At 66.2% G+C, this 25,448-nt stretch carries 20 protein-coding genes and 1 pseudogene; 16 read left to right on the forward strand and 5 right to left on the reverse strand.

Annotated elements, in window-relative coordinates; translation table 11 throughout:
- Window positions 1-46: 46 nt before the first annotated feature.
- Window positions 47-973, forward strand: a complete 927-nt coding sequence (locus H276_RS0119365; protein ID WP_019972940.1) for an SDR family oxidoreductase — start codon at window positions 47-49, stop codon at window positions 971-973.
- Between the two features lie 123 nt (window positions 974-1,096).
- On the opposite strand, the gene H276_RS0119370 is transcribed toward H276_RS0119365, so the two are convergent.
- Both H276_RS0119370 and bfr read right to left on the reverse strand, forming a co-directional pair.
- Window positions 1,097-3,148 (reverse strand): MDR family MFS transporter, encoded by a 2,052-nt coding sequence (locus H276_RS0119370; protein ID WP_019972941.1) that lies wholly within the window; start codon window positions 3,146-3,148, stop codon window positions 1,097-1,099.
- 156 nt (window positions 3,149-3,304) lie between these two features.
- The gene (bfr, locus tag H276_RS0119375; protein ID WP_019972942.1) at window positions 3,305-3,784 is read right to left on the reverse strand and encodes a bacterioferritin; all 480 of its coding nucleotides are present in this window, start codon (window positions 3,782-3,784) and stop codon (window positions 3,305-3,307) included.
- Between the two features lie 238 nt (window positions 3,785-4,022).
- Here bfr and H276_RS0119380 point away from each other — a divergent pair, with 238 nt between their 5' ends.
- The 5 genes from H276_RS0119380 to H276_RS0119400 all read left to right on the forward strand — a co-directional run bounded on the left by H276_RS0119380 (window position 4,023) and on the right by H276_RS0119400 (window position 8,914).
- The gene (locus H276_RS0119380; RefSeq protein ID WP_019972943.1) at window positions 4,023-4,655 is read left to right on the forward strand and encodes a hypothetical protein; all 633 of its coding nucleotides are present in this window, start codon (window positions 4,023-4,025) and stop codon (window positions 4,653-4,655) included.
- A gap of 24 nt (window positions 4,656-4,679) precedes the next feature.
- Window positions 4,680-4,943: a bacterioferritin-associated ferredoxin gene (locus tag H276_RS0119385; protein WP_231376720.1), complete on the forward strand. Its 264-nt coding sequence runs from the start codon at window positions 4,680-4,682 to the stop codon at window positions 4,941-4,943.
- Between the two features lie 84 nt (window positions 4,944-5,027).
- Complete coding sequence (locus H276_RS0119390) at window positions 5,028-7,025, forward strand: FUSC family protein (RefSeq protein ID WP_019972945.1); 1,998 nt, start codon at window positions 5,028-5,030, stop codon at window positions 7,023-7,025.
- 109 nt (window positions 7,026-7,134) lie between these two features.
- Complete coding sequence (locus H276_RS0119395; RefSeq protein WP_026357197.1) at window positions 7,135-7,614, forward strand: nucleoside deaminase; 480 nt, start codon at window positions 7,135-7,137, stop codon at window positions 7,612-7,614.
- Window positions 7,607-8,914, forward strand: coding sequence for an alpha-amylase family protein (locus H276_RS0119400; protein WP_019972947.1), 1,308 nt, complete (start codon window positions 7,607-7,609; stop codon window positions 8,912-8,914). Before H276_RS0119395 ends, H276_RS0119400 begins: the two co-directional genes overlap by 8 nt.
- Here H276_RS0119400 and H276_RS23325 read toward each other — a convergent pair.
- Window positions 8,898-9,346, reverse strand: a pseudogene (locus H276_RS23325) (DUF1810 domain-containing protein). The gene H276_RS0119400 and the pseudogene H276_RS23325 overlap by 17 nt on opposite strands.
- Before the next feature lie 92 nt (window positions 9,347-9,438).
- On the opposite strand from H276_RS23325, the gene H276_RS0119410 reads away from it, so the two are divergent.
- The 3 genes from H276_RS0119410 to H276_RS0119420 all read left to right on the forward strand — a co-directional run bounded on the left by H276_RS0119410 (window position 9,439) and on the right by H276_RS0119420 (window position 14,165).
- The gene (locus H276_RS0119410) at window positions 9,439-11,607 is read left to right on the forward strand and encodes an adenylate/guanylate cyclase domain-containing protein (RefSeq protein ID WP_019972948.1); all 2,169 of its coding nucleotides are present in this window, start codon (window positions 9,439-9,441) and stop codon (window positions 11,605-11,607) included.
- Entirely contained in the window at window positions 11,604-13,004 is a 1,401-nt protein-coding gene (locus H276_RS0119415) for a mechanosensitive ion channel domain-containing protein (protein ID WP_019972949.1), read from the forward strand. The genes H276_RS0119410 and H276_RS0119415 overlap by 4 nt, the downstream gene beginning before the upstream one ends.
- A 210-nt stretch (window positions 13,005-13,214) precedes the next feature.
- Window positions 13,215-14,165: an esterase family protein gene (locus H276_RS0119420; RefSeq protein WP_369758525.1), complete on the forward strand. Its 951-nt coding sequence runs from the start codon at window positions 13,215-13,217 to the stop codon at window positions 14,163-14,165.
- Window positions 14,166-14,238: 73 nt separating this feature from the next.
- On the opposite strand, the gene H276_RS0119425 is transcribed toward H276_RS0119420, so the two are convergent.
- Window positions 14,239-14,883 (reverse strand): TIGR03085 family metal-binding protein, encoded by a 645-nt coding sequence (locus H276_RS0119425; RefSeq protein WP_369758524.1) that lies wholly within the window; start codon window positions 14,881-14,883, stop codon window positions 14,239-14,241.
- 57 nt (window positions 14,884-14,940) lie between these two features.
- Complete coding sequence (locus H276_RS0119430) at window positions 14,941-15,318, reverse strand: STAS/SEC14 domain-containing protein (RefSeq protein ID WP_026357200.1); 378 nt, start codon at window positions 15,316-15,318, stop codon at window positions 14,941-14,943.
- A gap of 249 nt (window positions 15,319-15,567) precedes the next feature.
- Here H276_RS0119430 and lon point away from each other — a divergent pair, with 249 nt between their 5' ends.
- From lon to H276_RS0119465, 7 genes are all read left to right on the forward strand, one after another.
- Entirely contained in the window at window positions 15,568-17,922 is a 2,355-nt protein-coding gene (lon, locus tag H276_RS0119435) for an endopeptidase La (protein ID WP_026357201.1), read from the forward strand.
- Between the two features lie 51 nt (window positions 17,923-17,973).
- Window positions 17,974-18,612: a hypothetical protein gene (locus tag H276_RS0119440; protein WP_019972954.1), complete on the forward strand. Its 639-nt coding sequence runs from the start codon at window positions 17,974-17,976 to the stop codon at window positions 18,610-18,612.
- 92 nt (window positions 18,613-18,704) lie between these two features.
- Window positions 18,705-19,274 (forward strand): hypothetical protein, encoded by a 570-nt coding sequence (locus H276_RS0119445; RefSeq protein WP_026357202.1) that lies wholly within the window; start codon window positions 18,705-18,707, stop codon window positions 19,272-19,274.
- Between the two features lie 91 nt (window positions 19,275-19,365).
- Window positions 19,366-20,610: an NAD(P)/FAD-dependent oxidoreductase gene (locus tag H276_RS0119450; RefSeq protein ID WP_019972956.1), complete on the forward strand. Its 1,245-nt coding sequence runs from the start codon at window positions 19,366-19,368 to the stop codon at window positions 20,608-20,610.
- Between the two features lie 47 nt (window positions 20,611-20,657).
- Window positions 20,658-21,632, forward strand: a complete 975-nt coding sequence (locus tag H276_RS0119455) for an endonuclease domain-containing protein (RefSeq protein ID WP_019972957.1) — start codon at window positions 20,658-20,660, stop codon at window positions 21,630-21,632.
- Window positions 21,629-22,282 carry a hypothetical protein gene (locus H276_RS0119460; RefSeq protein ID WP_019972958.1) on the forward strand — a complete coding sequence of 218 codons (654 nt, stop codon included), beginning with the start codon at window positions 21,629-21,631 and terminating at the stop codon, window positions 22,280-22,282. Before H276_RS0119455 ends, H276_RS0119460 begins: the two co-directional genes overlap by 4 nt.
- Window positions 22,282-25,428, forward strand: coding sequence for a helicase HerA domain-containing protein (locus H276_RS0119465; RefSeq protein WP_026357203.1), 3,147 nt, complete (start codon window positions 22,282-22,284; stop codon window positions 25,426-25,428). Before H276_RS0119460 ends, H276_RS0119465 begins: the two co-directional genes overlap by 1 nt.
- Window positions 25,429-25,448: the final 20 nt, after the last annotated feature.

Raw genomic sequence — 25,448 nt, forward strand, 5'->3', positions numbered from 1 at the left:
CACAGAACCGCGGTGGTCAACGACTGTCGGGCGCGATACTCATCGGATGGTGTGGACGCCGGATCCGAATGCGCTGCGGGGCCGTGTCGCGGTGGTCGCGGGTGCGACACGGGGTGCGGGCCGGGGCATCGCCATGGCACTGGGTGAGGCGGGTGCCACGGTGGTCTGCACCGGGCGCAGCAGCGTATCCGGCAGTCGCCTGTCCGACTACGACCGCCCTGAAACGATCGAGGAGACCGCCGAACTGGTCTGTGCGGTCGGCGGCGCGGGCATCCCGATCCAGGTCGACCACCTCGACATCCCACAGGTCCGGGCGCTCGCCGAACGTCTCGACCGCGACTTCGGCAGTATCGACATCCTGGTCAACGACATCTGGGGCGCCGAGATCCTGAAGGGCGCTCCGGCCACGTGGGGCCAGCCGATGTGGCAGCACGATCTCGACGACGGATTGCGCATCTTGCGTCTGGGCCTCGACACACATCTGATCACCTCGCACTGCCTGCTACCCTTGCTGACCACCAAGCCCGGCGGCCTTCTGGTCGAAATAACCGACGGTACAACGGAATTCAATGCCGAGAATTACCGCTTGTCAGTTTTCTACGACCTGGTGAAGGATGCGGTCAACCGGTTGGCCTTCAGTCACGGTTTCGAGCTCGCCGTGTTCGGTGCCGCGGCGGTCGCCGTCACCCCGGGCTGGTTGCGCTCGGAGATGATACTGGACAACTACGGTGTCACCGAGGCGAATTGGCGCACCGCCCTGGATCCGCTCCGCGCCGACGGCTACCCGATGGCGCCACCAGGTTTCACCGAATCCGAGACCCCCCGATTCGTCGGTCGGGGTATCGCCGCCATGGCCGCCGATCCCACCCGGGCCCGCTGGAACCAGCGGTCGGTCAGCTCCGTCGACTTGGCCAGGGAATACGGATTCACCGACCTCGACGGACGCCAGCCGGATGCCTGGGCGCCGCTATAACCGCCGGTCATCGATTCACCAGCGCCGCCCATCCGAACCGGCCCACGCAGAACGGCGAATTCGCCGGTGCCAGTTGAAGATGCGATAGTCGGCCCGCAAACCTGCCGATCACCGGAAGAGATTCTAGTGCTTGACCGCAAGCGACTCGGCGCTATCCTCACCCCAGTCCCGCTGCGCCAGCACCCGGTGTGCGATGCGCTCAAGCGCGGCCTCGACCTGATCGCGGTCCGGTCTTCCCTCGAATGACGGTGACGTGGCCAGCTTCTCGACGATCCGCCCCACCAGAGCCGCCGACACCGCATCAACCTGACTCAGCCCGCGCTGCGTCAACCAAAGCTGATCTCCGGCGCGCAGGACATACCCGTCGCCGACCAGCGTGTCGAAGGTCGGTTCGAGGACCTCGTGGGGAACGCGTAATCTCTCGGCGATCTCGGTGAGCCGAGCGGAGCCGAACACCTGGCTCTGCCGGTAGATCTGCAGCAGCGCCCACAATCTGGCGACGTCGAGTTCGCAGCCCGGCGAGCCGGCGACGGTACGCAGCCGGATGTCGTGGGAGTTGCGCATCAGCCTGCTGATCGCGGTCTCCAGCACCTTCTCCGCCGACTCGGCACTGGGCATGCCGAATCCCTCACCGAGATCGACCGCCACGCTCGCGTCCATCTCCTGCAGCGGCACCTCCTTGAGGAACAACGCCACCACAAACCCGAGCAGCGCGACCGGCGCCGCGCACAGGAACACATTGCCCAGGGCACCGGCGTACGCGTCGACAATGGGCGCGGCCACCTGGGCCGGCAGTTCATGCAGCGCCTTGGGCGAGGCCCCGGCCGCCGCCGGGGCACCACTGGCAGCCAGCGCGCCCGGAAGCCGACCCGACAGGAAGTTGGTGAAAAGCGAGCCGAAGATGGCCGCGCCGAAGGAGCTGCCGATGGTCCGAAAGAACGTCACGCCAGACGTCGCCACACCGAGATCGGCGAACTTCGCGGTGTTCTGCACGGTCAGGATGAGCACCTGCATGCACATACCGATGCCGATACCGAGGATGAACAGGTACAGCGACTGCTGCAGCGTCGGCGTGGCCGCGTCCATCCGGGACAGCAGCACGAACGCGATCGTCATCACCGCGGTGCCGGCGACCGGGAAGATCTTGTAGCGACCCGTGCGGCTGACGATGGCGCCGCTGCCGGTCGAGGTGATGAGCAGCCCGGCCACCATGGGCAGCGTGCGCAGCCCCGATTCGGTCGCCGAGACACCGTTGACGAACTGCATGAACGTGGGCATGAAGGTCAACGCGCCGAGCATCGCGAAACCGACGATGAACGACAGCACACAACACACCGCGAACACCGGGCTGGCGAACAGGCGCATGGGCAGGATCGGTTCGGCCGCACGCATTTCCGCGCGGACGAAGGCGGCCAGAGCGATCGCCGACCCGATGAACAGGCCGATGATGACCGGCGACGCCCAGGGGTATTCGCCGCCACCCCAGCTGGTGGCGAGGGTGAGGCCGGAGGCGCCCAGCCCGACAAGGACGATACCGAGGTAGTCGATTACCGGCCGGCCGGCGCGGCTCAGCGCCGGGATGGTGCCCGCGGCGACGAAGAACACCACGATGCCGACCGGGACGTTGATCCAGAACGCCCAGCGCCAACTCAGGTGGTCGGTGAAGAACCCGCCGAGCAGCGGGCCGATCACCGTGGTGACGCCGAAGACAGCGCCGAGCATGCCCTGATAGCGGCCTCGGTCACGGAGCGGGATGACTTCGCCGATAAGCGCGGTGGCGGTGACCATGATCGCACCGCCGCCGATGCCCTGCAGTGCACGGGAAGCCACCAGCATGGCCATCGAGCCGGATGCACCGCACAGCACCGAACCGACCAGGAAGAAAACCACCGCGGCCTGGAACACCGCCTTGCGGCCGAAGATGTCGCCGACCTTGCCCACCACGGCGGTGACGATCGTGGAGGCCAACAAATAGCTGGTCACCACCCAGGACTGATGGCCCGCGCCGCCGAGATCGGCGACGACGGTTGGCAGCGCGGTCGCCACGATGGTCTGGTCCAAAGCGGCGAGCAGCATGCCGAGCAGCACCGCGACGAAGACGAGGTTGCGGCGCCGCAGGCTCAGCAGAACACCGCCGCTGGGCTGCGGTTCCGCGGTGGTCGGTGCGCTTGTCATGACATCCTTTCGCCGACGACGGGACGGTCGGTCCAGACGTCATATCGTTAGGTTGCCTATGAAAGTTACCGTGAGGCGCAACACAGACGTAAACCGCCTCGGACCTCCGGTACCGAACCGGACATCCGAGGCGGCGACAAGCGTGGCGGCCGAGGGCTACTGCGGCGGCCGGGAGACGCACTGCGCGGCGTAGAGCGCATCGCCCAGCTTGTCCATGAGTTCCAGCTGCGTTTCCAGGTAGTCGATGTGACCTTCCTCGTCGCCCAGAATCTTCTCGAACAGATTGGCCGTCACGGCGTCCTGCTTCTCACGGCACATGATGATGCCGGGCTTGAGCCGCTCGACCACCTCGTATTCGATGGCCAGATCCGCCTCGAATTGCTCCCGCAACGTCTGCCCGATGCGCAGCGAGGACAACCGCTGATAGTTCGGCAATCCATTCAACAGCAGAATACGATCAGTGATCACCTCCGCGTGCTGCATTTCTTCGAATGATTCCGAGCGCGTATGGCCAGCCAGTTCTGTGAATCCCCAGCTGTCCTGCATCTTGGAATGCAGAAAGTACTGATTAATGGCTGTGAGCTCGCTCGTCAATTGCTCATTCAGCAATTTCAGAACGTCCGGATCCCCTTGCATCGTCACTCCTAAGCACTTGAGGGCTGTTCAAGCGTTGCTGTTTGCCGTGCATTGCCAATCTACTGCAGAAACTCCCGATGAGCGCATTGATTTCGGGTACGTTCGCGCATTTTTCGGGTGGAATACCCGCCCCTGCCTAACCCGTCGACCCATCAGACCTCGAAGGCTGGACTGCCTGTCCTAAGTAAGGTTAGACTCGGCTAACATGCCGGCCGACGGACAGGAATCGCGAGAAGAAATGCGTGAGTTCGATTTGCACTCGCTCATTTTGTCCTGCGATTTCCGGCTCGACGATGTCGAACAGATGTGGAAATGGATGAAGAAACATCGTTCGAGATTACTGACTATCGGAGCACATCATGTGGTGCTCTACACGTCGATTTGGGAGCCCGGCCGGGTTCTGGTGACCATCGGTATCCGTAATGCCCGATCAATTCGCGATATATTGCGTTCGCCGGCCATTTTCGAATGGTTCGACATATCCGGCGTCGAAGACATTCCGCCGATATTCGGCGGGGAGGTGGTGGAGAAAATCGACCTGGCCGGGCCGACCGCGGACGGTTACACGGCCAGGGTGGTGGTCGGTGCGGTCTCGGTGGTCGACGACGTGCCAACGCTGATGCGCAAAGTGCACGACGGGCTGGGCCGGTTCGAGAACAGCGGCGTGCGCAAGGTGTGGGTGTACCAGGCGCTCGACGACGGGCAAGAAGTCATGATCCTGCAGGAGATCGAAGACGAGATCAGCGCCCGCCAGTGGATCGACCACCCGGATGCCGCCGCCGAATGGATGACGCGAGCCGGCTTCGGCGCCTATCCGAGCCTGTTCGTCGGCAAATTGGCCCACATCATGACTGTCGACGGCCAGGAATGAGCCGGTGAGCTGATGTTCGTCTGCATGTGTACCGGAGTCACCAGCCACGTGGTCAATGAAGTCGTGGCGGCCGGAGCCACCACCTCCAAGCAGATTGCGGATGCCTGCGGCGCGGGCATCGACTGCGGCCGGTGTCGGCGCACCATCCGTGCGATCATCGCCGCCCACCAGGCCAACGGGTGCCCGACCCCATTCAACGGCTGCCCGGCGCGCAGCAAGGCCTCACCCCGGCTCTGCGGCGAGATCGTGGCATCCGCTTCGGACAACGGGACCGGAAGCGCTTCCTGAATCGCGGCGGCATACCCCAGGCGATTCGCGCCACTTGACCGCGGTTGGCGACGTACCCGGGCGCACAGGCGCGAGAATGGGCGGGTGCAGACCGGTGGACAGGCAGCAGACGCGCTGCGGCTGAGCCCTCCCGACGCGGGGGCGGTGGCGCGCAGCCTGATCGGCACCCTCGTGTTCACCGGGCTGGCGCTCTACGCCATCTCGACCCCCGCGGCCATGTGGACCCTGGGCGCCGGGGTGATCGCCGGCGCCATCGCGCTGCAGCGCAGCCCCGGCGGGCGGGTGCCCCTCGTGGTGACCGCATCGGTCGAGTTGGCCGCCGTGGTGCTGCTCGCGGTGTTGAGCGGCGCGCACAGTGCGCTGTTCATCATCGTGGTCGGACTGTGGTGTTTTGCCGCCGGGATGCAGTGGTCGCTGGGCGCCAACGCCGGCCTGGTCGCTTCCGCCGCCAGTGCACTGCTGGTGATCGCTCCGGCGAATGCACCGACGTGGGCAGACATCCTGCTCACCCCCGTCCTGGTCCTGGCCACCGGTCTGCTGCAGGCGGCGCTCATCGCGGTGCGGCCACCGCGTCGGTGGCGGGCCCAACGGGAGGGACTGACCCGCGCCTACCGGTCGCTGGCCGCCGATGCCCGCAGCGTGGCCGCGGACTGTGCTGCCGATGTCGAGGACGCGCCGATGACCTGGCTGCGCGAAGTGTTCGCCAATTCTCAGGTGAGCCAGCGGCCCCGGGCGTACCACGGCGGCTACCGGTTGCCCGAACGGCTTGCCGCAAGTCTGGCCTCGTTCCGCTCGACGGCGGGCGGTGACCGCGATGACGGTGTGCCGCAGCTGCTGGCCGCGGCAGCGGTGCTGCTCGATGCCATCGCCGCCCACGGCCACACCGCACGCCGCGACGCCGAGCATGCGCTGGTCCGTGTCGACGCCACCGCGGCTGCCGTGACCGGACCGGAAGCCACGCGCGCACATCGTTTCTCCGAGCAATTGCGAGAAGCGGCGGTGCTGCGGTTCGGGCAGCTGCACCGGCCGGACTTGATCGGGTCGCTGGCCTCGGCGCCTGCGGTCGTCCGGTCACACCTGACCTGGACGTCCCCGATCCTGCGACACGCCATCAGGCTGTCGGTGACCACTGCGATCGCTGTAGCGGCCACCCGGTACGGCACGCTGGGGCACGGCTGCTGGATGGCTTTGGCGGTGGTGGTCGTGCTGCGGCCGGAGACCGCGCATACCTATACGCGATGCGCCGGGCGGATAGCGGGGCTCGCCGCGGGGATCATGGCCGCGTCGGCGCTGACGGTGTTCTGGCAGCCCGATGCGCTGGCCTCGGCGATCTGCGCCACGGTGGTCGTCGGAATCGCCTACAGCGTGATCAGATACGGCTATCTCGCGGTGGTCGTCGCCATCGGAGCGGTCCTGGTGTTCACGGTGGGTGTCGGCGGGTTCTCGGAGTGGCCGGGGATTCTCGACCGGTTGTTCGGTGTGCTCATCGGAGGCGGGCTTGCGGTGATGGCCCACGTGCTGCTGCCCGACCACGCCCTGATCCGGTTGCGCCAGCGCGCCGGCGAGCTGCTGATGACCGAGATCGATTACGCGGCAATGGTGGTCACGGCGTTCGTGCACGAGGTGGACCACCCGGCCGAAGCACTGTCGGCGGCCTGGCAGCGGGCGTTTCGGGCCCGCGCGGCGTTCGAGGCGGCATGGGGTGCGGCGCGGCTGGACTCCCCCGCGCTGCGCCGGTGGCTGCGGTCCTACCGCACCGCGCTGAACGCCGTGACGAGCGCGTGCAGCACACTGGAGAACAGCCTGCCCACCCACCCATCGTCCGCGCTGGACTCCGAGTTCATCGCCGCGGTCGACGACTACATCGAGGCGTTGCGCGGGGCACCACCCAGTCCCGCGGTGCCGTGGAGCCTGGACACCGACGAACTGTCGGCCGCTCTGCACCGGATCCACGACCTCGCATCGACGCTCGCTACCGACAACGGGGCGGCCCGCATCCTGGTGGGTGAGCTCACCACGATCACCGGCAGCGTGGCCGACATCGCGATCGACCGCGTCGAGGCCGTCCCGCATTCACGCTGACGCCGGTCGGCTCCTAGCCCACGTCGTCGGCAGCACCGAGGTAAAAGTCGGTAGGCGGCTGACCGTCGTTGTGGCCCGGACTCACCGCCGCCACCGTAAACTCGCGACCGTGGCCATCAGCGACACTGACCTCAAACACCTGCGCAAATGCGTTGTACTCGCCCGTGAAGCTCTCGACGCCGGCGATCAACCGTTCGGATCGATCCTGGTCGACTACACCGGCACCACGGTGTTCGCCGACCGTAATCGGGTCAAGGACGGCGACGAGACCCAGCATCCCGAGTTCGCCATCGCTCGATGGGCAGCCGGACACCTCAGCCCGCAACGACGGGCCCGCACCACGGTGTACACCTCCGGCGAACACTGCCCGATGTGCTCGGCGGCGCATGCCTGGGTCGGGCTGGGCCGCATCGTGTATGCCAGCTCCACGGCGCAGCTGACCGAATGGCTCACCGAATGGGGTGCCCCACCGGCGCCGGTGGCACCGCTGCCGATCACCACAGTGGCGCCCGGTGTCGAGGTGGACGGCCCGGCCCCCGAACTAGCCGAAGAGATGAAGGATCTGTACGCGGCGAAGTTTCGTGGCTGAGCCCGGGTGGGTGGCGCACGCCATCTGGTGGCAGATCTATCCGCTGGGCTTCGTCGGCGCGTTTCCCGCCGAGCCACCGCCAGCCCCCGACGAGCACCGCCTGCGCCGCGTCGTCGAATGGCTCGACCACGCCGTCGAACTCGGCGCCTCCGGCATCGCACTGGGCCCGATTTTCGCCTCGCGCACGCACGGTTACGACACCACCGATCACTTCCGCATCGATCCGAGACTCGGCGACGACGCCGATTTCGACGAGTTGGTGGCGCAGGCGCACCAGCGCGGGCTGCGCGTGCTGCTCGACGGCGTCTTCAACCACGTCGGCACCGACTTCGCGCGGTACCGCGAAGCGCTCGACGGCGGGCCCGACCACCCGGCATCAGCGTGGTTCCGTCGCCGCGGGGCGGAACGGCAGTTCGACACCTTCGAGGGACACGACGAACTGATCGCGCTCAACCACGCCAACCCTGAAGTGGTGGAATACACGGCCGGGGTGCTGCGGCACTGGTTGGGCCGGGGTGCGGATGGCTGGCGGCTGGACGCCGCGTATGCAGTGCCGGACCGGTTCTGGGCACGGGTATTGCCGAGAGTGCGCCAGGATTACGCAGAGGCGTGGTTCGTCGGCGAGGTGATCCACGGCGACTACTCGGCCACCGTCAGCGCCTCCACCTTCGATTCCGTCACCCAGTACGAACTCTGGAAGGCCATCTGGAGCAGTCTCAACGATGGAAACTTCCATGAGCTGGACTGGGGGCTGCAGCGCCACAACGGTTTTCTCGACACATTCGTCCCGATGACGTTCGTCGGCAATCACGATGTCACCCGGATCGCCAGCCAGCTGACCAACCCGGACCATCTCGAACATGCGCTGGTCATCCTGCTCACCACGGGCGGAACCCCGAGCATTTACGCGGGTGACGAGTCGGCCTACCGCGGTGTCAAAGAGGAGCGTCGCGGCGGAGACGACGCGGTCCGTCCCGAATTCGATTCTCCCCCTGAGGATTCCGACGCCCTGCGATTCCACCGCTATCTGATCGGGTTGCGTCGGCGCCACCCGTGGCTGCACACCGCGACGACGGCCGCGCTGAAACTGACCAACACGCAGTACATCTACCGAAGCACCGCTGCCGAGAAAACACTGATCGTCGCCCTCAACGTCGACGACGCCGCGCTGACGGTGTCGCTGCCGGAGCTGGGAGTGTCCTCCGGGACAGTGATCGCAGGCTCGGGTGCCCCGGCGCACACCGATATCGTGACCACCGAGGTGAGCCCGCACGGATGGCTGATCATCGAGCCACACTGAGCATCTCAAGGGTCACGGGATCGCCGAGTCCGTCGTAGAACTTGTCCAGTACGGCCCGGAAGTCCGCCAGTTCGTCAAAGTCTGTGGCAACTGCTGCGAAGAGTGTCATGCAGGACCGGACCTTGAGGCAGTCTGGCCAGCCGAAGATCTGCTCGGCGGTGCGTCCGTCAACCGCCGTCACCAACCGCGCACATTCCCGCAACCGCGGCCCCAACGTCGGGTGCTTCAGATAGTCCAGTGCCTCCTGCCGCGACGCGATGCCGTAGTGGTGCGCCGTCGAGCTGCGGCCGAGCCCGCGTAACTGCGGGAAGTGAACCAGATCCAGTGACTGCGCTTGCGGCCCGCCCGCAACTCGGCGAGCACGGTCGGATAGACGCGCTCTTGCACCTCAGTGAAGCGACGCAGATCATCCGAGTCGTCTTCGGTGACCATATGTCGAATGTCGCACAGATATCCCCCGACCGGCACAGGCTTGGCGGGAAAGCGCTGAGCCCGCCGAAGCGCACAGCTAGTGTTCCCTTTCGATGACGACCGCAGCCGAACCCCCGGATCCGAAGACGCCCGCGCGCAGGCAGAGGCACCAGCGCCATCGCATCCTGTCCCGGATCAGCATTCAGTCCAAGCTGCTGGCCATGCTGTTGGTGACCAGCGTGCTGTCGGCGGCTGTGGTCGGAGCCATCGGATATCAGTCGGGCCGGAGTTCGCTACGCGATTCGGTGTTCGATCGGCTGACCGAGATTCGCTCGGCGCAAGGGCGCCAACTGGAGGCGGAGTTTAGCTATCTGCGAGATTCACTGGTGGTGTACACCCGGGGCACCACCGCCACCGACGCCGTACGGGCGTTCACGGCCGGGTTCGACCAGCTCAACAACGCAGTGATCACGCCGGCCCAGCAGCAAGCGATCGTCGACTACTACCAGAACCAGTTCGCCCAGGCGGAAAAAGCCCAGACTGGAAACGACATCAATGTGGCCGCGCTGCTGCCCACGTCCAATCCGCAGAGGTATCTGCAAGCCAATTACACGGCACCGTTCGGCAACTGGGATGCGTCGCTGAAGTTCTCCGACGCCCACGACGGCAGCGCCTGGTCTGCGGCTTGCGCACGGTTCAACGACTACTTCCGCACCATCGTCGACCGGTTCAAATTCGAGGACGCACTGCTGCTCGATACCCGCGGCAACGTGGTGTACAGCGCCTACAAAGGGGTGGACCTCGGCACCAACGTCTACACCGGTCCGTACCGCGGCGGTGGGCTCACCGACGCGTACCAGCGGGCACTCGCGTCGAACGCCATCGATTATGTCGGCGTCACCGATTTCGGCGACTACCAACCGGCCTCGGCTCCGACCGCATGGATGGTCTCGCCGGTTGGAACCGAAGGTCGGGTGGAAGGCGTGCTGGCCCTGCAGCTTCCGATAACCGCCGTGAACCGGGTCATGACGGCCGACCGGAAATGGGAACCTGCCGGCATGGGCGCGACCGGTGAGACGTTCCTGGTCGGACCGGACGCACGGATGCGATCGAACTCCCGGCTCTTTGTCGAGAACCGCGACCAGTACAAGAAGGACGTCGTCGATGCCGGCACGCCGCCCGACGTCGCGGAGTCGGCGATTCGCCAGGGCGGCACCACCCTGGTCCAACCGATAGCCGGCGAGGCCGCTCGACGGGCTCAGCGCGGCGAGACCGGCACCCTCATCGACGTCGACTACCTGGGCCACGAGACGCTACAGTCTTACGCCCCGGTGAACCTGCCGGGTCTGAACTGGGTGGTGATCGCCAAGATCGACACCACCGAGGCATTCGCTCCCGTGACGGCGTTCACCCGGACCCTCGTACTCTCGACCGTGGCGATGATCCTCGTGGTTTGCGTCGCCGCCATCGTTCTCGCGCGGTTCTTCGTGCGGCCTATCCGGCGGTTGGAGGCCGGCGCCCAGCAGATCAGCTCGGGAGACTACGGAGCATCGCTACCAGTGCTGTCCCGTGATGAATTCGGCGATCTGACAGTCGCCTTCAACGACATGAGCCGCAATCTGCGGATCAAGGAGGATCTGCTCACCGAACAGCGCAACGAAAACGATCGGCTACTGCGGTCGATGATGCCCGAACCGGTGGTCCAGCGGTATCGCGAAGGCGAGGAGACCATCGCCCAGGACCATCACAATGTGTCGGTCATCTTCGCCGACCTCATCGGTCTCGACGTGCTGTCCGCCGACCTGAGCTCGGACGAAGTGCTGAGCATCGTCAACAAGCTCGTGAGGCAATTCGACGCCGCCGCGGACAACCTCGGCGTCGAGCAGGTGCGCACCCTGCACAACGGATACCTGGCCAGCTGCGGACTGACTGTCCCCAGGCTCGACAATGTCCGCCGCACAGTGGATTTCGCGGTGGAGATGCAGCGCATCGTGGACCGGTTCTGCGCCGAATCCGGCTGCGACCTCAAGCTCCGGGCCGGCATCGACACCGGTACCGTCAGCAGCGGCCTGATCGGCCGCTCCAGCCTGGCCTACGACATGTGGGGCGCTGCCGTGGACCTGGCCTACCAGGTCAGGAGTGGTTCACCCCAACCCGGAATCTATGTGTCCGGCCGTGTGCACGACGCCACCCAGGATGTCCGGCAGTACACCGCGGCCGGATCGATCACCGTCGCCGACACCGAGGAACCCATCTGGCGGCTCGCGGAGCGTCAGCAATGAGAAGCGTGCTTGAGACCGATTGGTTCTACTGGGCACTGGGCGTCGCAATCGGGCTGCCCGTCGGGCTGGTGGTATTGACCGAGCTGCACAACACGCTGACCCGCCGCGACAGCTATCTGGCCCGGCCGGTCGGACTGGTGCGCAACTACATTCTGCCGCTGGGCGCTCTGCTGATCCTGATGGTGAAGGGCGGCAACATCTCAGGCGAGACCACCACAGTGCGGATCGTCGCCACGGTGTTCGGTTTCGTGGTGATGGTTCTGCTGCTCTCCGGGCTCAACGCCACCTTGTTCCAGGGCGCTCCGGACGGCAGCTGGCGCAAGCGAATTCCATCGATCTTCCTCGACGTCGCGCGGTTCGCCCTGATCGCGATCGGCATCGGCATGATCTTCGCCTACATCTGGGGGGCCAATGTCGGTGGTTTGTTCACCGCGCTGGGCGTCACCTCGATCGTGCTCGGCCTGGCGCTGCAGAATTCCGTGGGCCAGATCATCTCCGGTCTGCTCTTGCTGTTCGAGCAGCCGTTCCAGCTCGGCGATTGGCTCGACACCCCGTCGGCCCGCGGCCGGGTCGTCGAAGTCAACTGGCGGGCAACGCACATCGATACCGGCAGCGGGATGCAGATCACGCCCAACTCGGTGCTGGCCGGGGCGTCGTTCACCAATCTGAGCCGGCCTGAACTGTCCCACTCACTGAGCATCGTCAGCGTATTCCGCGCATCGGATCCGCCCGACCGGGTGTGCGAGCTGCTCACGCATACGGCCCTGCAGTTGCCGCAGGGCCGCGGCGGTGCGGTGCCCCGGGCCGTGCCGCTCGGCGGGAACCAGTACAGGACCACCATCCCGCTAGGCGGCCCTGCCGAAGATACCGCCGCCCGGGCCACCTTCCTGCGCTGGATCTGGTATGCGGCGCGGCGTGGGGGACTCCACCTGGACGATGTCGACGACGACTTCGCCACTCCGGAGCGGATGGCCAAGGCAGTGCGGCTGGTCGCACCGACCTTCCGGCTCAACCACACCGAACAGCAAGACGTTCTCGGTCATGCCAGTCTGACGCGATTCGGCGCGGACGAAGCCGTCGAGACCATCGGCGAGGTGCCCGAGCAAATGAGTTTCATCGTGCAAGGACAGATCCAGGTGACGGCGATCGGCGACGAGGGCGCCCTGATTCCGGTGCGGGTCCTGCGCCAAGGAGATTTCTTCGGACAGACCACACTGACCCGGGAGGCTGTGCTGGCGTCGGCCCATGCGGTCGGGGAAGTAACGGTCCTTCAGATCGAGCGGGACTTCTTGGAGGAACTGGTGCTGCGCAACCACCGGCTGTTGCACGACATCGACCGCGTAATCGAGGAACGCCGGGCCCGCGTCAAGCATGTACTTGCCGCAGGCGGGCGCTGACGGTCTCGGTGCTGAGTTCCAATCGTTAGCCAACCGCGATGCGCGGGCACGGTGTTGTTACGCGTGTGACTGGTGTGGCCCGTGATTCACTTTGCTCGCAAAAGCGACGGCAATTGCTTGTGGCATGCGAAGAAAGGTGGGTTGGTCGCCGTTATGAAGTTCCTCAGAGACATGCGTGGCACGACAGCATGGATCGCGTTGCGCCGATTGATGGTTGGTGTCATCGCGCTGCTGACGCTGCCCGGATTGGTCGGTATCGCCGGGGGGTCGGCGACCGCAGGAGCCTTCTCACGGCCAGGGCTGCCTGTGGAGTACCTCGATGTGTTCTCTCCGTCGATGAACCGCAACATCCGTGTGCAATTCCAAGGCGGCGGACCGCACGCCGTGTATCTGCTCGACGGTCTGCGGGCCCAGGACGACTTCAACGGCTGGGACATCAATACCGCGGCGTTCGAGTGGTACTACGAGTCCGGCCTGTCCACGATCATGCCGGTCGGTGGGCAGTCCAGCTTCTACACCGATTGGTACCAGCCGTCGAAGGGTAACGGGCAGGACTACACCTACAAGTGGGAAACGTTCCTGACCAACGAGCTACCGGCCTGGCTGGCCGCCAATCGTGGTGTGTCGCAGACCGGTAACGCCGTCGTCGGTATCTCGATGGCCGGCAGTGCGGCACTGACCTACGCGATTTACCACCCGGAACAGTTCATCTACGCGGGAACGCTGTCGGGCTTCCTGAACCCGTCCGAGGGCTGGTGGCCGATGCTGATCGGCCTGGCGATGAACGACGCGGGCGGTTACAACGCCGAAAGCATGTGGGGCCCGGCCACCGATCCGGCCTGGAAGCGCAACGACCCGATGGTCAACATCAACCAACTGGTCGCCAACAACACGCGCATCTGGATCTATTGCGGCACCGGCACCCCGTCGGACCTCGATTCCGGGAACAACGGCGCGAACCTGATGGCCGCACAGTTCCTCGAAGGGCTGACCCTGCGCACCAACGTCACATTCCGCGACAACTACATCGCGGCAGGCGGCCACAACGGAGTGTTCAACTTCCCGCCGAACGGCACACACAGCTGGGGCTACTGGGGACAGCAGCTGCAGGAGATGAAGCCAGACATTCAGCGGGTATTGGGCGCTCAGTCCGCGACCTAGAACAGATCCACCCACCCAGGGAGCCTGCCGTTACCCCCGACGGCAGGCTCCCTGTCCATGTGCCGGGCCCGGGTCACATCCCGAAGCGCGTCCGGCGGACCGCCGCGACGGCCTCGGGCGGACCGGTCACTTCGACCTCCGCCGCATCCCGGCGTCCGAACAGGTACAACAAAAGCTCCCCCGGCCGACCGCTGAGCCGCGCGGTGGACTCGGCGGTTCGCACCGCCATCCGACAGTCAGTAGTCGGCCACACGAGCTGCAATCCGAACCCACGTAACCGTCGGCTCAGGTACCGGCTGCTTCGGCAGGCATTTCGCCACAAAGCGGCCTGCAGCTCCGGGGCGAGAGTGTCGCGCGGACCGAGCCCATTGGCTCTGCGCAGGTCTTCATGGTGGACGAAGAACTCGTTCAGGTTGGCCAGGGAACGCACCCAGCTGAGGCGGAAGATCCCAGGCGGTCCCGACCGCACCCGATCGACAAGCCATCCGAATTCCCGCTCGCGGGTCAACCGCTGCCTGCGCCGTTCGGCAAACCGGTGAAACGGCCCGGGCAGGACGAGGCATGGTCCGGCGATGAGATCACGCTCCCGAAGCACCAGGTGGGCGGCGAGGTCGTCGGCGCTCCAGCCCTCGATCAGCGTAGGCGCATCCGGACCCAACGCATCGAAGAGATCGCACAAAGCACGACGTTCCTGTGCATCGAACCGCGCTTCCATCACGTCCACCATCCCGGCCCGGCCGCCGGGACAAGTGGCAGATTCGGATGATTCCCGATATCAAACTCCAGACGAGCCGCCGATGATCCACGCTCGGGCTTGTTCGAGATGACCGCTGGGAAACTGTCGGATCTCGGCGGAGATGAAATGTGCGGCCAGATGCTCGGCGAGATCACCGAGGTGCGAATCGGTGACAACCGCAATCTTCTTCACGTGCTTGTGATGGTCACGTACAAAACGGATATGGGTCACCATCGCGCCCAGACTGTCCCACCCGGGAAAGCGAGGCGCATCGATGATCAGGCCGGCCAGATCGCCATGGACCTCGATCTGTGGATCGACCATCCGGGCCAATTCGATGAAATCGTTCTTGTCGAGCGCCGTGTCAGGACGCACGAGGACGATCGAGTTCTCTTGATCCAAATTGCAATCGAGCATCATGCGCTCCTCGATGTCAGGGTGATATTGCCGTCATCGTCCTCTTGCCGACAGCACTCCAGAAGAGCACAAGGTCACCGGTGTCAGGGGTGATCATCATGGGTCACGTTGCGCTTCAACCCCGTTGATACCGCGGCCGATCCCGGTGGTCGTGGTGGCCATGCGGTCCAAGGCCAGCTGGGTTCACCTTTCGGGAACAAACCAGCGCCCGACAGAGTTGAGTGCATCAGACTGAACTTTGGAGGTTTGATGTCCGACCCAATTTCTGTGCCGGTGTTGTTCGTCGAAGAACCGATCCTGCTGCCTGGCATGGTGGTGCCGATCGAGCTCGACGACGCTGCGCGCGCGGCTATCGAAGCAGCACAGGCTGCTGCTCCGACCGGAGAGCCCGGCAAACTGCTGATCGCGCCGCGTCTGGATGACCGCTACCCCACCCATGGCGTGGTCGCGGCGATCGTGCAGGTTGGCCGCATGCCCGGTGGCGGTGCCGGCGCCGTCGTCCGTGGCGAGCGGCGCGCTCACATCGGGCCCGGCACCACCGGACCCGGTACCACGCTGTGGGTCGAGGTGGATGAGGCGCCTGAGCCCGAGGTCACCGACGAGACCAAGGCGCTGGCCGCCGAATACAAGAAGCTGTTGCTGGCCATGCTGCAGCGTCGCGAGGCGTGGCAAATTGTCGACGTGGTCAACAAGATCACCGACCCATCCGCCCTCGCGGACACCGCCGGCTACGCGTCGTACCTGACCGACGTCCAGAAGCGTCAGCTGGTGGAGACCGCCGATGTGGCCGAACGGCTGCGTGTGCTGATCGACTGGACCGGCGAACACCTTGCCGAGGTCGAGGTCAACGACAAGATCGCCGAGGATGTTCGGGCCGGGATGGACAAGCAGCAGAAGGAATTCCTGCTACGCCAGCAGCTGGCCGCCATTCGCAAGGAGCTGGGCGAATCGGATGAACACGGCGCCGGTTCCGTTGACGACTACCGGGCGCGCGTCGAAGCAGCCGAGCTACCGGAGAAGGTGCACGAAGCCGCGCTGCGCGAGGTCGGCAAGCTGGAACGGTCCAGCGAGCAGAGCCCGGAGGGCAGCTGGATTCGCACCTGGCTGGACACCGTGCTGGAGCTGCCGTGGAACGTCAAGACCGAGGATTCGACGGACCTCAAGGGGGCCCGCGAGATTCTCGATGCCGACCACCACGGGCTGGGCGACGTCAAGGACCGCATCGTCGAATACCTGGCCGTGCGAGCGCGTCGTACCCAGCGCGGCATGGCCGTCGTCGGCGGACGCGGGTCCGGTGCCGTGATGGTGCTGGCCGGTCCTCCGGGCGTCGGCAAGACGTCCCTGGGTGAGTCCGTCGCACGTGCATTGGGCCGGAAGTTCGTGCGCGTCGCCTTGGGTGGCGTGCGCGACGAAGCCGAGATCCGCGGCCACCGGCGCACCTATGTCGGCGCGCTGCCGGGCCGCATCGTGCGGGCCATCGGCGAGGCGGGTTCGATGAATCCTGTTGTGCTGCTGGACGAGATCGACAAGGTGGGCTCCGACTACCGCGGCGACCCGTCGGCCGCGCTGCTGGAGGTGCTTGACCCCGCGCAGAACCACACGTTCCGCGACCACTACCTGGAGCTGAATCTCGACCTGTCCGACGTCGTCTTTCTGGCGACCGCCAACGTCATCGAAAACATCCCGTCAGCGCTGCTGGACCGGATGGAACTGATCCAGCTCGACGGCTACACCGAGGACGACAAGGTCGCGATCGCGCGGGACTATCTGTTGCCCCGGCAGGCTGAGCGGGCGGCCCTGACGGCCGACGAAGTCACGGTCACGGACGCAGCTTTGCGCAAGATCGCTGCGGACTACACCCGAGAGCCCGGTGTGCGGCAGTTCGAGCGGCTGCTGGCCAAGGCGCTGCGCAAAGTCGCGACCAAGCTCAACTCGACTGAGGCTCCGATCGTGGTTGACGAGCCGGATCTCGTCGAGTACCTGGGACGTCCGCGGTTCACGCCGGAATCCACCGAGCGCACCGCGGTGCCGGGGGTGGCGACGGGTCTGGCCGTCACGGGTCTGGGTGGCGACGTGCTCTACATCGAGGTGAACGCCGGCGGATCAGGTGGAGCTGGTGAGTCCGGTTTGATCCTGACCGGTCAACTGGGTGACGTGATGAAGGAGTCGGCGCAGATCGCACTGTCCTACGTGCGCGCCCACGCTTCGGAACTCGGTGTCGATCCCAAGGCGCTCGACCGTCGGATTCACGTCCACGTGCCCGCGGGGGCGGTGCCCAAGGACGGCCCGTCGGCGGGTGTCACGATGGTGACGGCTCTGGTGTCGATGGCAACCGGACGGCAGGTCCGCGGCGACGTCGGCATGACCGGTGAGGTCACGCTGAACGGCCGCGTGCTGCCCATCGGGGGTGTCAAGCAGAAACTGCTTGCGGCACAACGGGCTGGGTTGAAGACGGTCTTCATCCCGCAACGTAACGAGCCCGATCTCGACGATGTGCCCGCCGAGGTGCTCGAGGCAGTGGAGGTCAAGCCGATGACCGACGTGGCCGACATCATCGCGCAGGCGCTCGAGCCGGCCGAGCAGTTCGCGGCGGCTGCGGCGTAATGCCCGAGTAATACCCGGTTTCCGAAGCGCACCGGCGGGTACGCGACCAGTATGGCCAACGACGATCTGGTCCGGCGCCTGCTGGACGCTGCCGGGACGACATACGCCGAACAAGCCGGGATTCACCTGCGGGACAAGCCGATGCCACTGTTCGAGTTGCTCACGATGTGCATGCTCGCGAGTAAACCGATCGACGCCGGGATCGCGACGCAGGCGGCCCGCGAGCTCTTCCGCTGCGGGCTGCGTACGCCGCAGGCCGTTCTCGACTGCGACCGGCAGACGATGATCGATGCCTTCGGCCGGGCGCACTACGCGCGCTACGACGAAAGCTCCGCGACGCGCATGTCGGCGATCGCGGCGGCGGTGTGTGACGACTACGGCGGCGATCTGCGTCGCCTTGCCGAGCACAGCGGGCGAGACACCACCGAGGCCAAGCGATTGCTGATGCGGTTCAAAGGAATCGGAGGCACCGGCGCCGACATCTTCCTGCGAGAGGTTCAAGACACCTGGCCGTGGGTCCGGCCGTACTTCGACGACCGGGCCCGCTCGGCCGCTGCCGACCTCGGACTGCCCGACACGCCCGAGGAGCTGGGTCGACTGGTGCCGCACGACACTGCGAAACTCGCCGCGGCATTGATCCGGGTATCGCTGGATAGCGGCCTGCGTGCTGAGCTGACCGACGGGCAATGAGCCGGCCGGCCGCTTGGCCGCTGCTATCGTTCGCCGCGACATGCGCGCGACGGCGTGAGAAACCTTCAGTCCGCGGGCTATGGTTGCGCGTCGTGAGGCGTTGCGCAGTCCTGACCGCGGCAGCTGCTGCATTGGTCGGATGTTCCTCCGGCACGGTGGTCAACACCGGTGACGCACCCCCGCAGATCCCTACGCCCACGTCGACAGCCGTGCCGCAGTACAGCACCGCGAACCTGGTCGACGGCTCCGGCTACGCCACCGAGGTGGACGGTCGCACCGGGTACTACTTCCGCACCCCGAGCGGACGCTGGCGATGCGCAATCCTGCCCCGAGACAAGGCGGGCTGCCAGTCCGCGAGCGGGTTGTCGACCATCGCCGTCACCGGCGCACCGACCTCGGTGCCCGACGGTAGCGGCGGCACCACCGCGCCCAACGCGATCGCCGTCGACCGCGACCACGACGCCGGATTCATCGCGCTGACCGAACCCGAGTTCTCCGTGGACAACGCAAAGACACTGCCCTTCGGCAAAGTGCTTGCGGTAGCGGGATTTCGGTGCAATGTGCAGGAATCCTCCGGTATATCGTGCGTGCGCGAATTGACCGGCAAAGGATTCACCTTCTCCGGCGAAACATTCACTCCGCAGTACACGGACATCCCTTAACGTGAAGGGATGATCCGGATCGGCAGGGTCACCCAGTGCGCAATGCCCGAACACCAAACGGTTGTTCTCGCCGCGAGTACGCTGAGTTGGCATGACCCAATCCACGTCCCAGTCATCCACTTTCGTGATCGTCGGCGGTGGCTTGGCCGGCGCCAAAGCCGCTGAAGCACTGCGGGACAACGACTTTGGCGGGAAAGTCATACTTTTCGCCGCCGAGGATCGGCTACCCTACGAACGCCCACCGCTGTCCAAGGAATATCTGGCCGGCAAAAAGGCCCTCGCAGATTTCACCGTCGACCCCGCCGACTGGTACCGCGACCACCACATCGACCTACGGGTGGGCACGACGGTGACCGCCGTCAACCCCGGCGACCACACCGTCACCCTGCCCGACGACAGCACCGTGGGCTACGACAAGCTCCTGCTCGCCACCGGGTCGGCCGCGCGGCGCCCACCGATCCCCGGCAGCGACGCGGCCGGTGTGCGCTACCTGCGCACCATCGACGACGCCGCGGCACTGCGCGACACGCTGACCGAGGGGGCTTCGCTCGCGATCATCGGCGCGGGATGGATCGGCCTCGAGGTCGCCGCGGGCGCCCGCGAACGCGGCGTGAACGTCACCGTCGTCGAATCCGCGCAGCTGCCGCTGCTGGGCTCGCTCGGTGCCGAGGTCGGCGAGGTGTTCGCCCAGCTGCACCGTGACCACGGCGTCGACCTGCGGCTGAGTGAGACGGTGCAGGAGATCACGGTCGCCGGCGGCCGCGCGACCGGCCTGAAACTGGGCGACGGGTCGACCGTGGCAGCCGACGCGGTGCTGGTCGCGGTCGGTGCGGCGCCCAACATCACGCTGGCCGAAGAAGCAGGCCTGACCATCACCGACGGCGGCGTGCAGGTCGATGCGACCCTGCGCAGCAGCGATCCTGACATCTACGCCGTCGGCGACATCGCCACCGCTCAAAACCCGGTGTTCGACGCACGGATCCGCACCGAACATTGGGCCAACGCACTCAAGCAACCTGCCACCGCCGTGGCCGGCATGCTCGGCAAACCCACCGAATACGCCGAACTGCCGTACTTCTTCACTGACCAGTACAACCTCGGTATGGAGTACGTCGGATACGCCCCCGAGTATGAGCAGGTGGCGTTCCGCGGGAACGTGGCCAAGCTCGAGTTCGTCGCCTTCTGGCTCTCCACCGACAACCGCGTCCTGGCCGGCATGAACGTGAACGTGTGGGATGTGCTCGACGACATCAAGACCTTGATCCGGTCGGGAGCCCAGGTCGACCCACAACACCTGGCTGATCCACAGCGGCCGCTCAACGCTCCGACTGCGTGAGGCCTGCCGCCCCGATTCCCTGGGCCTCGATACCTCGTGGTCAAGTCGTGCGATTGGCCGGGCCAACCGCAGAGGAACTCGCGGTTGCGCTCGATCCCCTCCCGGCCGCAGCGCCGGTGGTGATCCACTGCCGGCTGCGCCCCGGCGCTGCCCGCGTCGTCGTCGACAGTCTCCTCGACCAGCTGGAAACGGTTGCGTGCCAGCTATTTCCGGCCTGGCTTCCCGATGCTGACATGTTGCACACCAGCGACCTGGACCGTCGGGTGGTCCGCGCGTTGGCGCGCAGGCACGCCGCCACCAGCGAACATTTCGGTCCATTCCTCGCCGACCTGGCCGAGGCTGCGCTGCTGGGCCGGCCCAGGCACGAGCGCCACGACCCGGAACTGCAGGCGCGGGGACTGCGACGCGCACTGGGCGCCGCATATGGCAGGGACGATCTCGCCGTACTGATCGACGCGTCATCGACGTCTTCGTCGGCCGACGAGGACGTCGATGAGGCGTCCTGTGCGACAGCACTGAAGTGGCTTGCCACTCACGGGGGCTTTGGAGTGTGGCTTCTCACCGGCGCCATGGCATCGGTGGACCGCTTCCCCACCGTCACGCTGCCCGGCGGGTGCCGCGCAGTGGCCGCCGATACCGACGACCGCGTCGAGTTTCCGCCGTTGCTCGGGCTCCCGCACCCCGCCAGCGCCGCCGAGCAGGCCCTCGAAAAGGCCTTGGCGCGGTGCGGCTGGGCGGCCGAACGCACCTGGAACCAGGTCTATCAGCCGCATTCGCTGGTTCGGCCCATCCGCGTCGACCTACTGTGGCCACAGGCACGGTGCGTCGTCGAGATCGACGGGCCGGACCATCGTGGCGCACTGAAGTACGCCGACGACCGGTGGCGCGACAACACCTTGGTACTGGACGGCTTCATGGTGTTGCGATTCACCAACGACGAGGTAGCCGCGGATGTGTCACGGGTGGTTGGCATGATCGAACGGATGCTGGCGGTCAGACGAGCTGAAGGGGATACGCAGTGACGACCAATCCGGATGAGCTGACCGGGGCCCAGCAGGCGGTGCTGCTGGTGCTCATGGCCGAATGCCGCGCGGTGCCCAACCCTGAACTCGAAAAGCTGGGCCCCAGGCTGGACAAGGACAACAGGGTGAAGCTCAACGAGAAGGGCCTGGTGGAATCCAGCCGGCCTGGCCGGAGCTGGGTGCACGAATTGACCGACGACGGCTGGGCCACCTGTCGCCGCATCATCGGCAGTGACACTCCGCCGCTGTCCTCCGGCCAGGGTAAGGCGCTCTACACCGTGCTGCGCGGCCTGGCCCGTTACCTCTCGGGGTCCGACGTGCCCCTGTCGGAAGTCTTCGCCGCACCGCCGGCCACCGGACCGCAAGATGCCCCCGCGTCGTCACCGGTCGCCGATGCCGAGCAGTTGGTGCGCGAAGCGTACGCCCGCCTTGCACCGCGACCCGGGGGGTGGGTTGCGCTGGTGCGCCTACGCGCCGAGATCCCGCAGCTCGCCCCGACGGAGCTCGACTCCGCACTGCAGCGCATGTACCGCCTGCCCGGCGTCCACCTGATCCCCGAGGAGAACCAGAAGGTGCTCACCGGCGATGACAGATCGGCCGCGGTGGCGATCGGTGATCAGGACAAGCACCTCATCGCGATCGAGCAGTGATGGATCCGGTATACCGCGAAGCGCTCGGTGCGCTGCGTCTGACCTGGGCACCGACCACCGACGACCTATGGCGGCCCCAGGGCGCGCTGCACGTGCCCGGCTTGAACGAGGGCCCGCTCGGCGAGGTGATGGCGGCATTCACCGACGCCGTCCGCCACCCCGACGTCAGCCCGCTCGGGGTGGCACTGCGCGGTCCGGCCGGCTCGGGTAAGACGCACATGCTCGGTCAGGTGCGGGAACGGGTGCAAACCGGCGGCGGCTTCTTCTTCATCGTCGAACTGCTCGATGCCACCAGCTTCTGGCAGTCGGCCCGAGCAGGCATGCTGGAGAGCCTCGGACGCCCCGGCGCCCGCGAAACTCAGCTCAAGGACCTGCTGTGGGCGCTGGCGTCGCTGGCGCACGTGTCACGGGCAGACCGCCGCGCGATCGCCGGTGAAGACGACCTGTCACCCGAAACGCTCGACGGGTTCATCACCGCGTTGAGCAAGGTGGACCGGGAAACCATGAGGCAGTGCCGGCACATGGTCCGTGCCCTGGTGCTGTCCGGCTCGAACGACTTCGGCCTCCAGGACATCGGCGACGCCTATCTCAACGGCACCGACAGCCCTGCCGGTGAGCGAGCCACGTGGGGGCTACCGGCTCCGGCGGGCACCCCGCAGGAAGTCGTGCGCGACATCTCCAGGGTGGTGGCACTGGCGGGTCCCTCGGTACTGGCGGTCGACCAGATCGACACCTTGCTGGCGCAATCCACTGAACGCACGGAATCGGCAAGCGAACGCACCGACAACCGCGACATCGAGCACGTCGCCCACGGGTTGATGTCGATCAGGCAGACGATGCGCCGCACGGTGGGCGTCGTGGCCTGCCTGCCGACCGCCTGGGAGAGCATTCGCCGCCACGCCACCTCGACGGTGCAGGACCGGTTCAGGGAAACCTCGCCGCTGCAAGGCCTGCCCACCCCGGAGGTCGGTCGGGCCATCCTGGAACGGCGGTTCGCCTCCGACTACGCCACGGTCGGGTTCGCCCCGCCCTACCCGAGCTGGCCGATTCTGCCCGAGGCCTTCGCCGACGCCCCGGCCTACACTCCGCGGCAATTGCTCAAACGGGCCGATACGCACATCCGGGCGTGCCTGGCCGGTGGGACCGTCGAGGAGCTACGCGCCCTGGCCGCCGACGCGCAGGTGCCATCGCATGACGAAGCGCCACCGGAGCCCGTGCTGACCGACGACGAAACCGCGGCGCTGGACGCACGGTTCGCCGATTACCGCCGGCGCGCGGTCACCATCGCTGCCTTCGACCCGGAAGGCGAAGACACCACGGTGCCCGACCTGCTCGGAGCAGCGCTGACCGCCTGGATCGTCGAACGCGACGGCGGCGAGCAAGAGTTCCGGATCGACCCCAGGCCCGGCGCCAAGGCCGTGCTGCACGCCAGACTGCGGCAGAGTCTGGACTCCACCACCGACGATGAACGACACTGGGCGTTTCGCGCGATCGCAGCTCCAAACGCCGTCGCAGCTCAGAGTCGGATTCGAAATGCTTGGAGTGCAACAGGATTCGGTACCGACGCGAAGCGTCGCCAGCTGTTTTTCCTGCGCAATACGGCGTGGCCGAGCGGCAAGAAGATGGTGGAGATGATCGCCGAACTCGAGGCGGCGGGCGGGCGCACCCTGCGCATGTCCGACGACGACGTGCGCACCATGGTCGCACTGCGCGACCTGATCGATGAGAATCCCCCACATCTGCCCGCCTGGCTTGCGTCCCGCAAGCCCGCGCACGGCGTCGCGTTGTTGCGGGAGGCGCTCGGCGACGAGGCCGGCGACACGCCACCACCGGTACCCGAGTCGCGCGAATACGCGGCGGTCGACGAGCCTACGCCCGCACCGGTTTTCGACGCACTCATCGCTCCCACCGCCATCCCGCTCGGTGTCGACAACATCGGCGGGGTCACGCGTACTGTCGACCTTGTCGCACTGCGCAAGCATGTCGCCATCTTCGCGGGTTCCGGGTCGGGCAAAACGGTGCTGCTGCGGCGCATCGTGGAGGAATGCGCGCTGCGCGGCGTGTCGTCGATCGTCCTCGACGTGAACAACGACCTGTCCCGACTTGGGCTGCCGTGGCCGGAAACCCCGCCGGGCTGGAACCCGCAGGACACTCCGCGGGCCCACGACTATCTCGACAACACCGAGGTGGTGGTGTGGACACCGAACCGGATGAGCGGGCGTCCGTTGGCTTTTCAGCCGCTGCCCGATTTCGGCAGCGTCGTCGACGCCCCCGACGAGTTCAACGAAGCGGTCGAATCCGCTGTCGCCGCCCTGGAACCCAGGGCGCTGATCACCGGGAGCAAGTCGAAGATCGCCCACGCTCAAGCAGTGCTCAAGGAGGCCCTGCAGTGGTACGGACGCCGCTCCGGCACCGATTTGAAAGAGTTCATCGGGGTGCTGGCCGACCTCCCCGACGAAGCCAGCACGCTGACCGGCGCCCGGGAACGGGCCGCGGAGTTGGCGACAAACCTGCGCGTCGCGATGATCAACGACAACATGTTCGGCGGCGCGGGTGAATCCGCCGACCCTGGAGTGTTGTTGACCCCGTCGGACGGTTATCGGGCGCGGGTGTCGGTGATCAGCATGATCGGCCTCATCAGCGACCAACAGAAGCAGGCATTCGTCAATCAGCTACAGATGGCCCTGTTCTCGTGGATCAAGCGCCATCCCGCCGGGGACCGCCCACTTGGCGGCCTACTGGTGATGGACGAGGCGCAGAACTTCGCCCCCTCGGGACGCTCTACCGTCAGCCTTCGCAGCACACTGGCCCTGTCGTCACAGGCCCGCAAGTACGGACTGGGGCTGCTCTACGCCACCCAGATGCCCAAGGGCATCAACACCGGGATTCCCAGCAACGCCGCCACGCAGGTCTACGGCTTCCTCAACTCACCGGCCCAGATCGCGACCGCCGTCGAGTTCGCCCGGGTCAAGGGTGGCGAGGTGCCCGATATCAGCAGGCTGCGGGCCGGCACTTTCTATGTCGCGGCGGAAGGCGAAGCCTTCCACAAGATCAAGACGCCGTGGTCCCTGTCGCATCATCCCGCGAGCCCGCCGACCACCGAGGAGGTGTTGGCCCTCGCCCAACGAAAGCTGGCTCCCAGGTAGACATTCGGGACCAACTTGCC

This window comes from Mycobacterium sp. 141, from assembly GCF_000382405.1.
Lineage (GTDB): Bacteria > Actinomycetota > Actinomycetes > Mycobacteriales > Mycobacteriaceae > Mycobacterium.

Bases quoted from the DNA above. Each gene is read 5' to 3' on its own strand.
- H276_RS0119385 (WP_231376720.1), top strand. From the start codon at position 4,680: ATGTGTACCGGAGTCACCAGCCACGTGGTCAATGAAGTCGTGGCGGCC.
- H276_RS0119415 (WP_019972949.1), top strand. From the start codon at position 11,604: ATGAGAAGCGTGCTTGAGACCGATTGGTTCTACTGGGCACTGGGCGTC.
- H276_RS0119440 (WP_019972954.1), top strand. From the start codon at position 17,974: ATGGCCAACGACGATCTGGTCCGGCGCCTGCTGGACGCTGCCGGGACG.
- H276_RS0119420 (WP_369758525.1), top strand. From the start codon at position 13,215: ATGGTTGGTGTCATCGCGCTGCTGACGCTGCCCGGATTGGTCGGTATC.
- H276_RS0119465 (WP_026357203.1), top strand. From the start codon at position 22,282: ATGGATCCGGTATACCGCGAAGCGCTCGGTGCGCTGCGTCTGACCTGG.
- lon (WP_026357201.1), top strand. From the start codon at position 15,568: ATGTCCGACCCAATTTCTGTGCCGGTGTTGTTCGTCGAAGAACCGATC.
- H276_RS0119380 (WP_019972943.1), top strand. From the start codon at position 4,023: ATGCGTGAGTTCGATTTGCACTCGCTCATTTTGTCCTGCGATTTCCGG.
- H276_RS0119365 (WP_019972940.1), top strand. From the start codon at position 47: ATGGTGTGGACGCCGGATCCGAATGCGCTGCGGGGCCGTGTCGCGGTG.
- H276_RS0119370 (WP_019972941.1), bottom strand. From the start codon at position 3,148: ATGACAAGCGCACCGACCACCGCGGAACCGCAGCCCAGCGGCGGTGTT.
- H276_RS0119430 (WP_026357200.1), bottom strand. From the start codon at position 15,318: ATGCTCGATTGCAATTTGGATCAAGAGAACTCGATCGTCCTCGTGCGT.
- H276_RS0119410 (WP_019972948.1), top strand. From the start codon at position 9,439: ATGACGACCGCAGCCGAACCCCCGGATCCGAAGACGCCCGCGCGCAGG.
- H276_RS0119450 (WP_019972956.1), top strand. From the start codon at position 19,366: ATGACCCAATCCACGTCCCAGTCATCCACTTTCGTGATCGTCGGCGGT.
- bfr (WP_019972942.1), bottom strand. From the start codon at position 3,784: ATGCAAGGGGATCCGGACGTTCTGAAATTGCTGAATGAGCAATTGACG.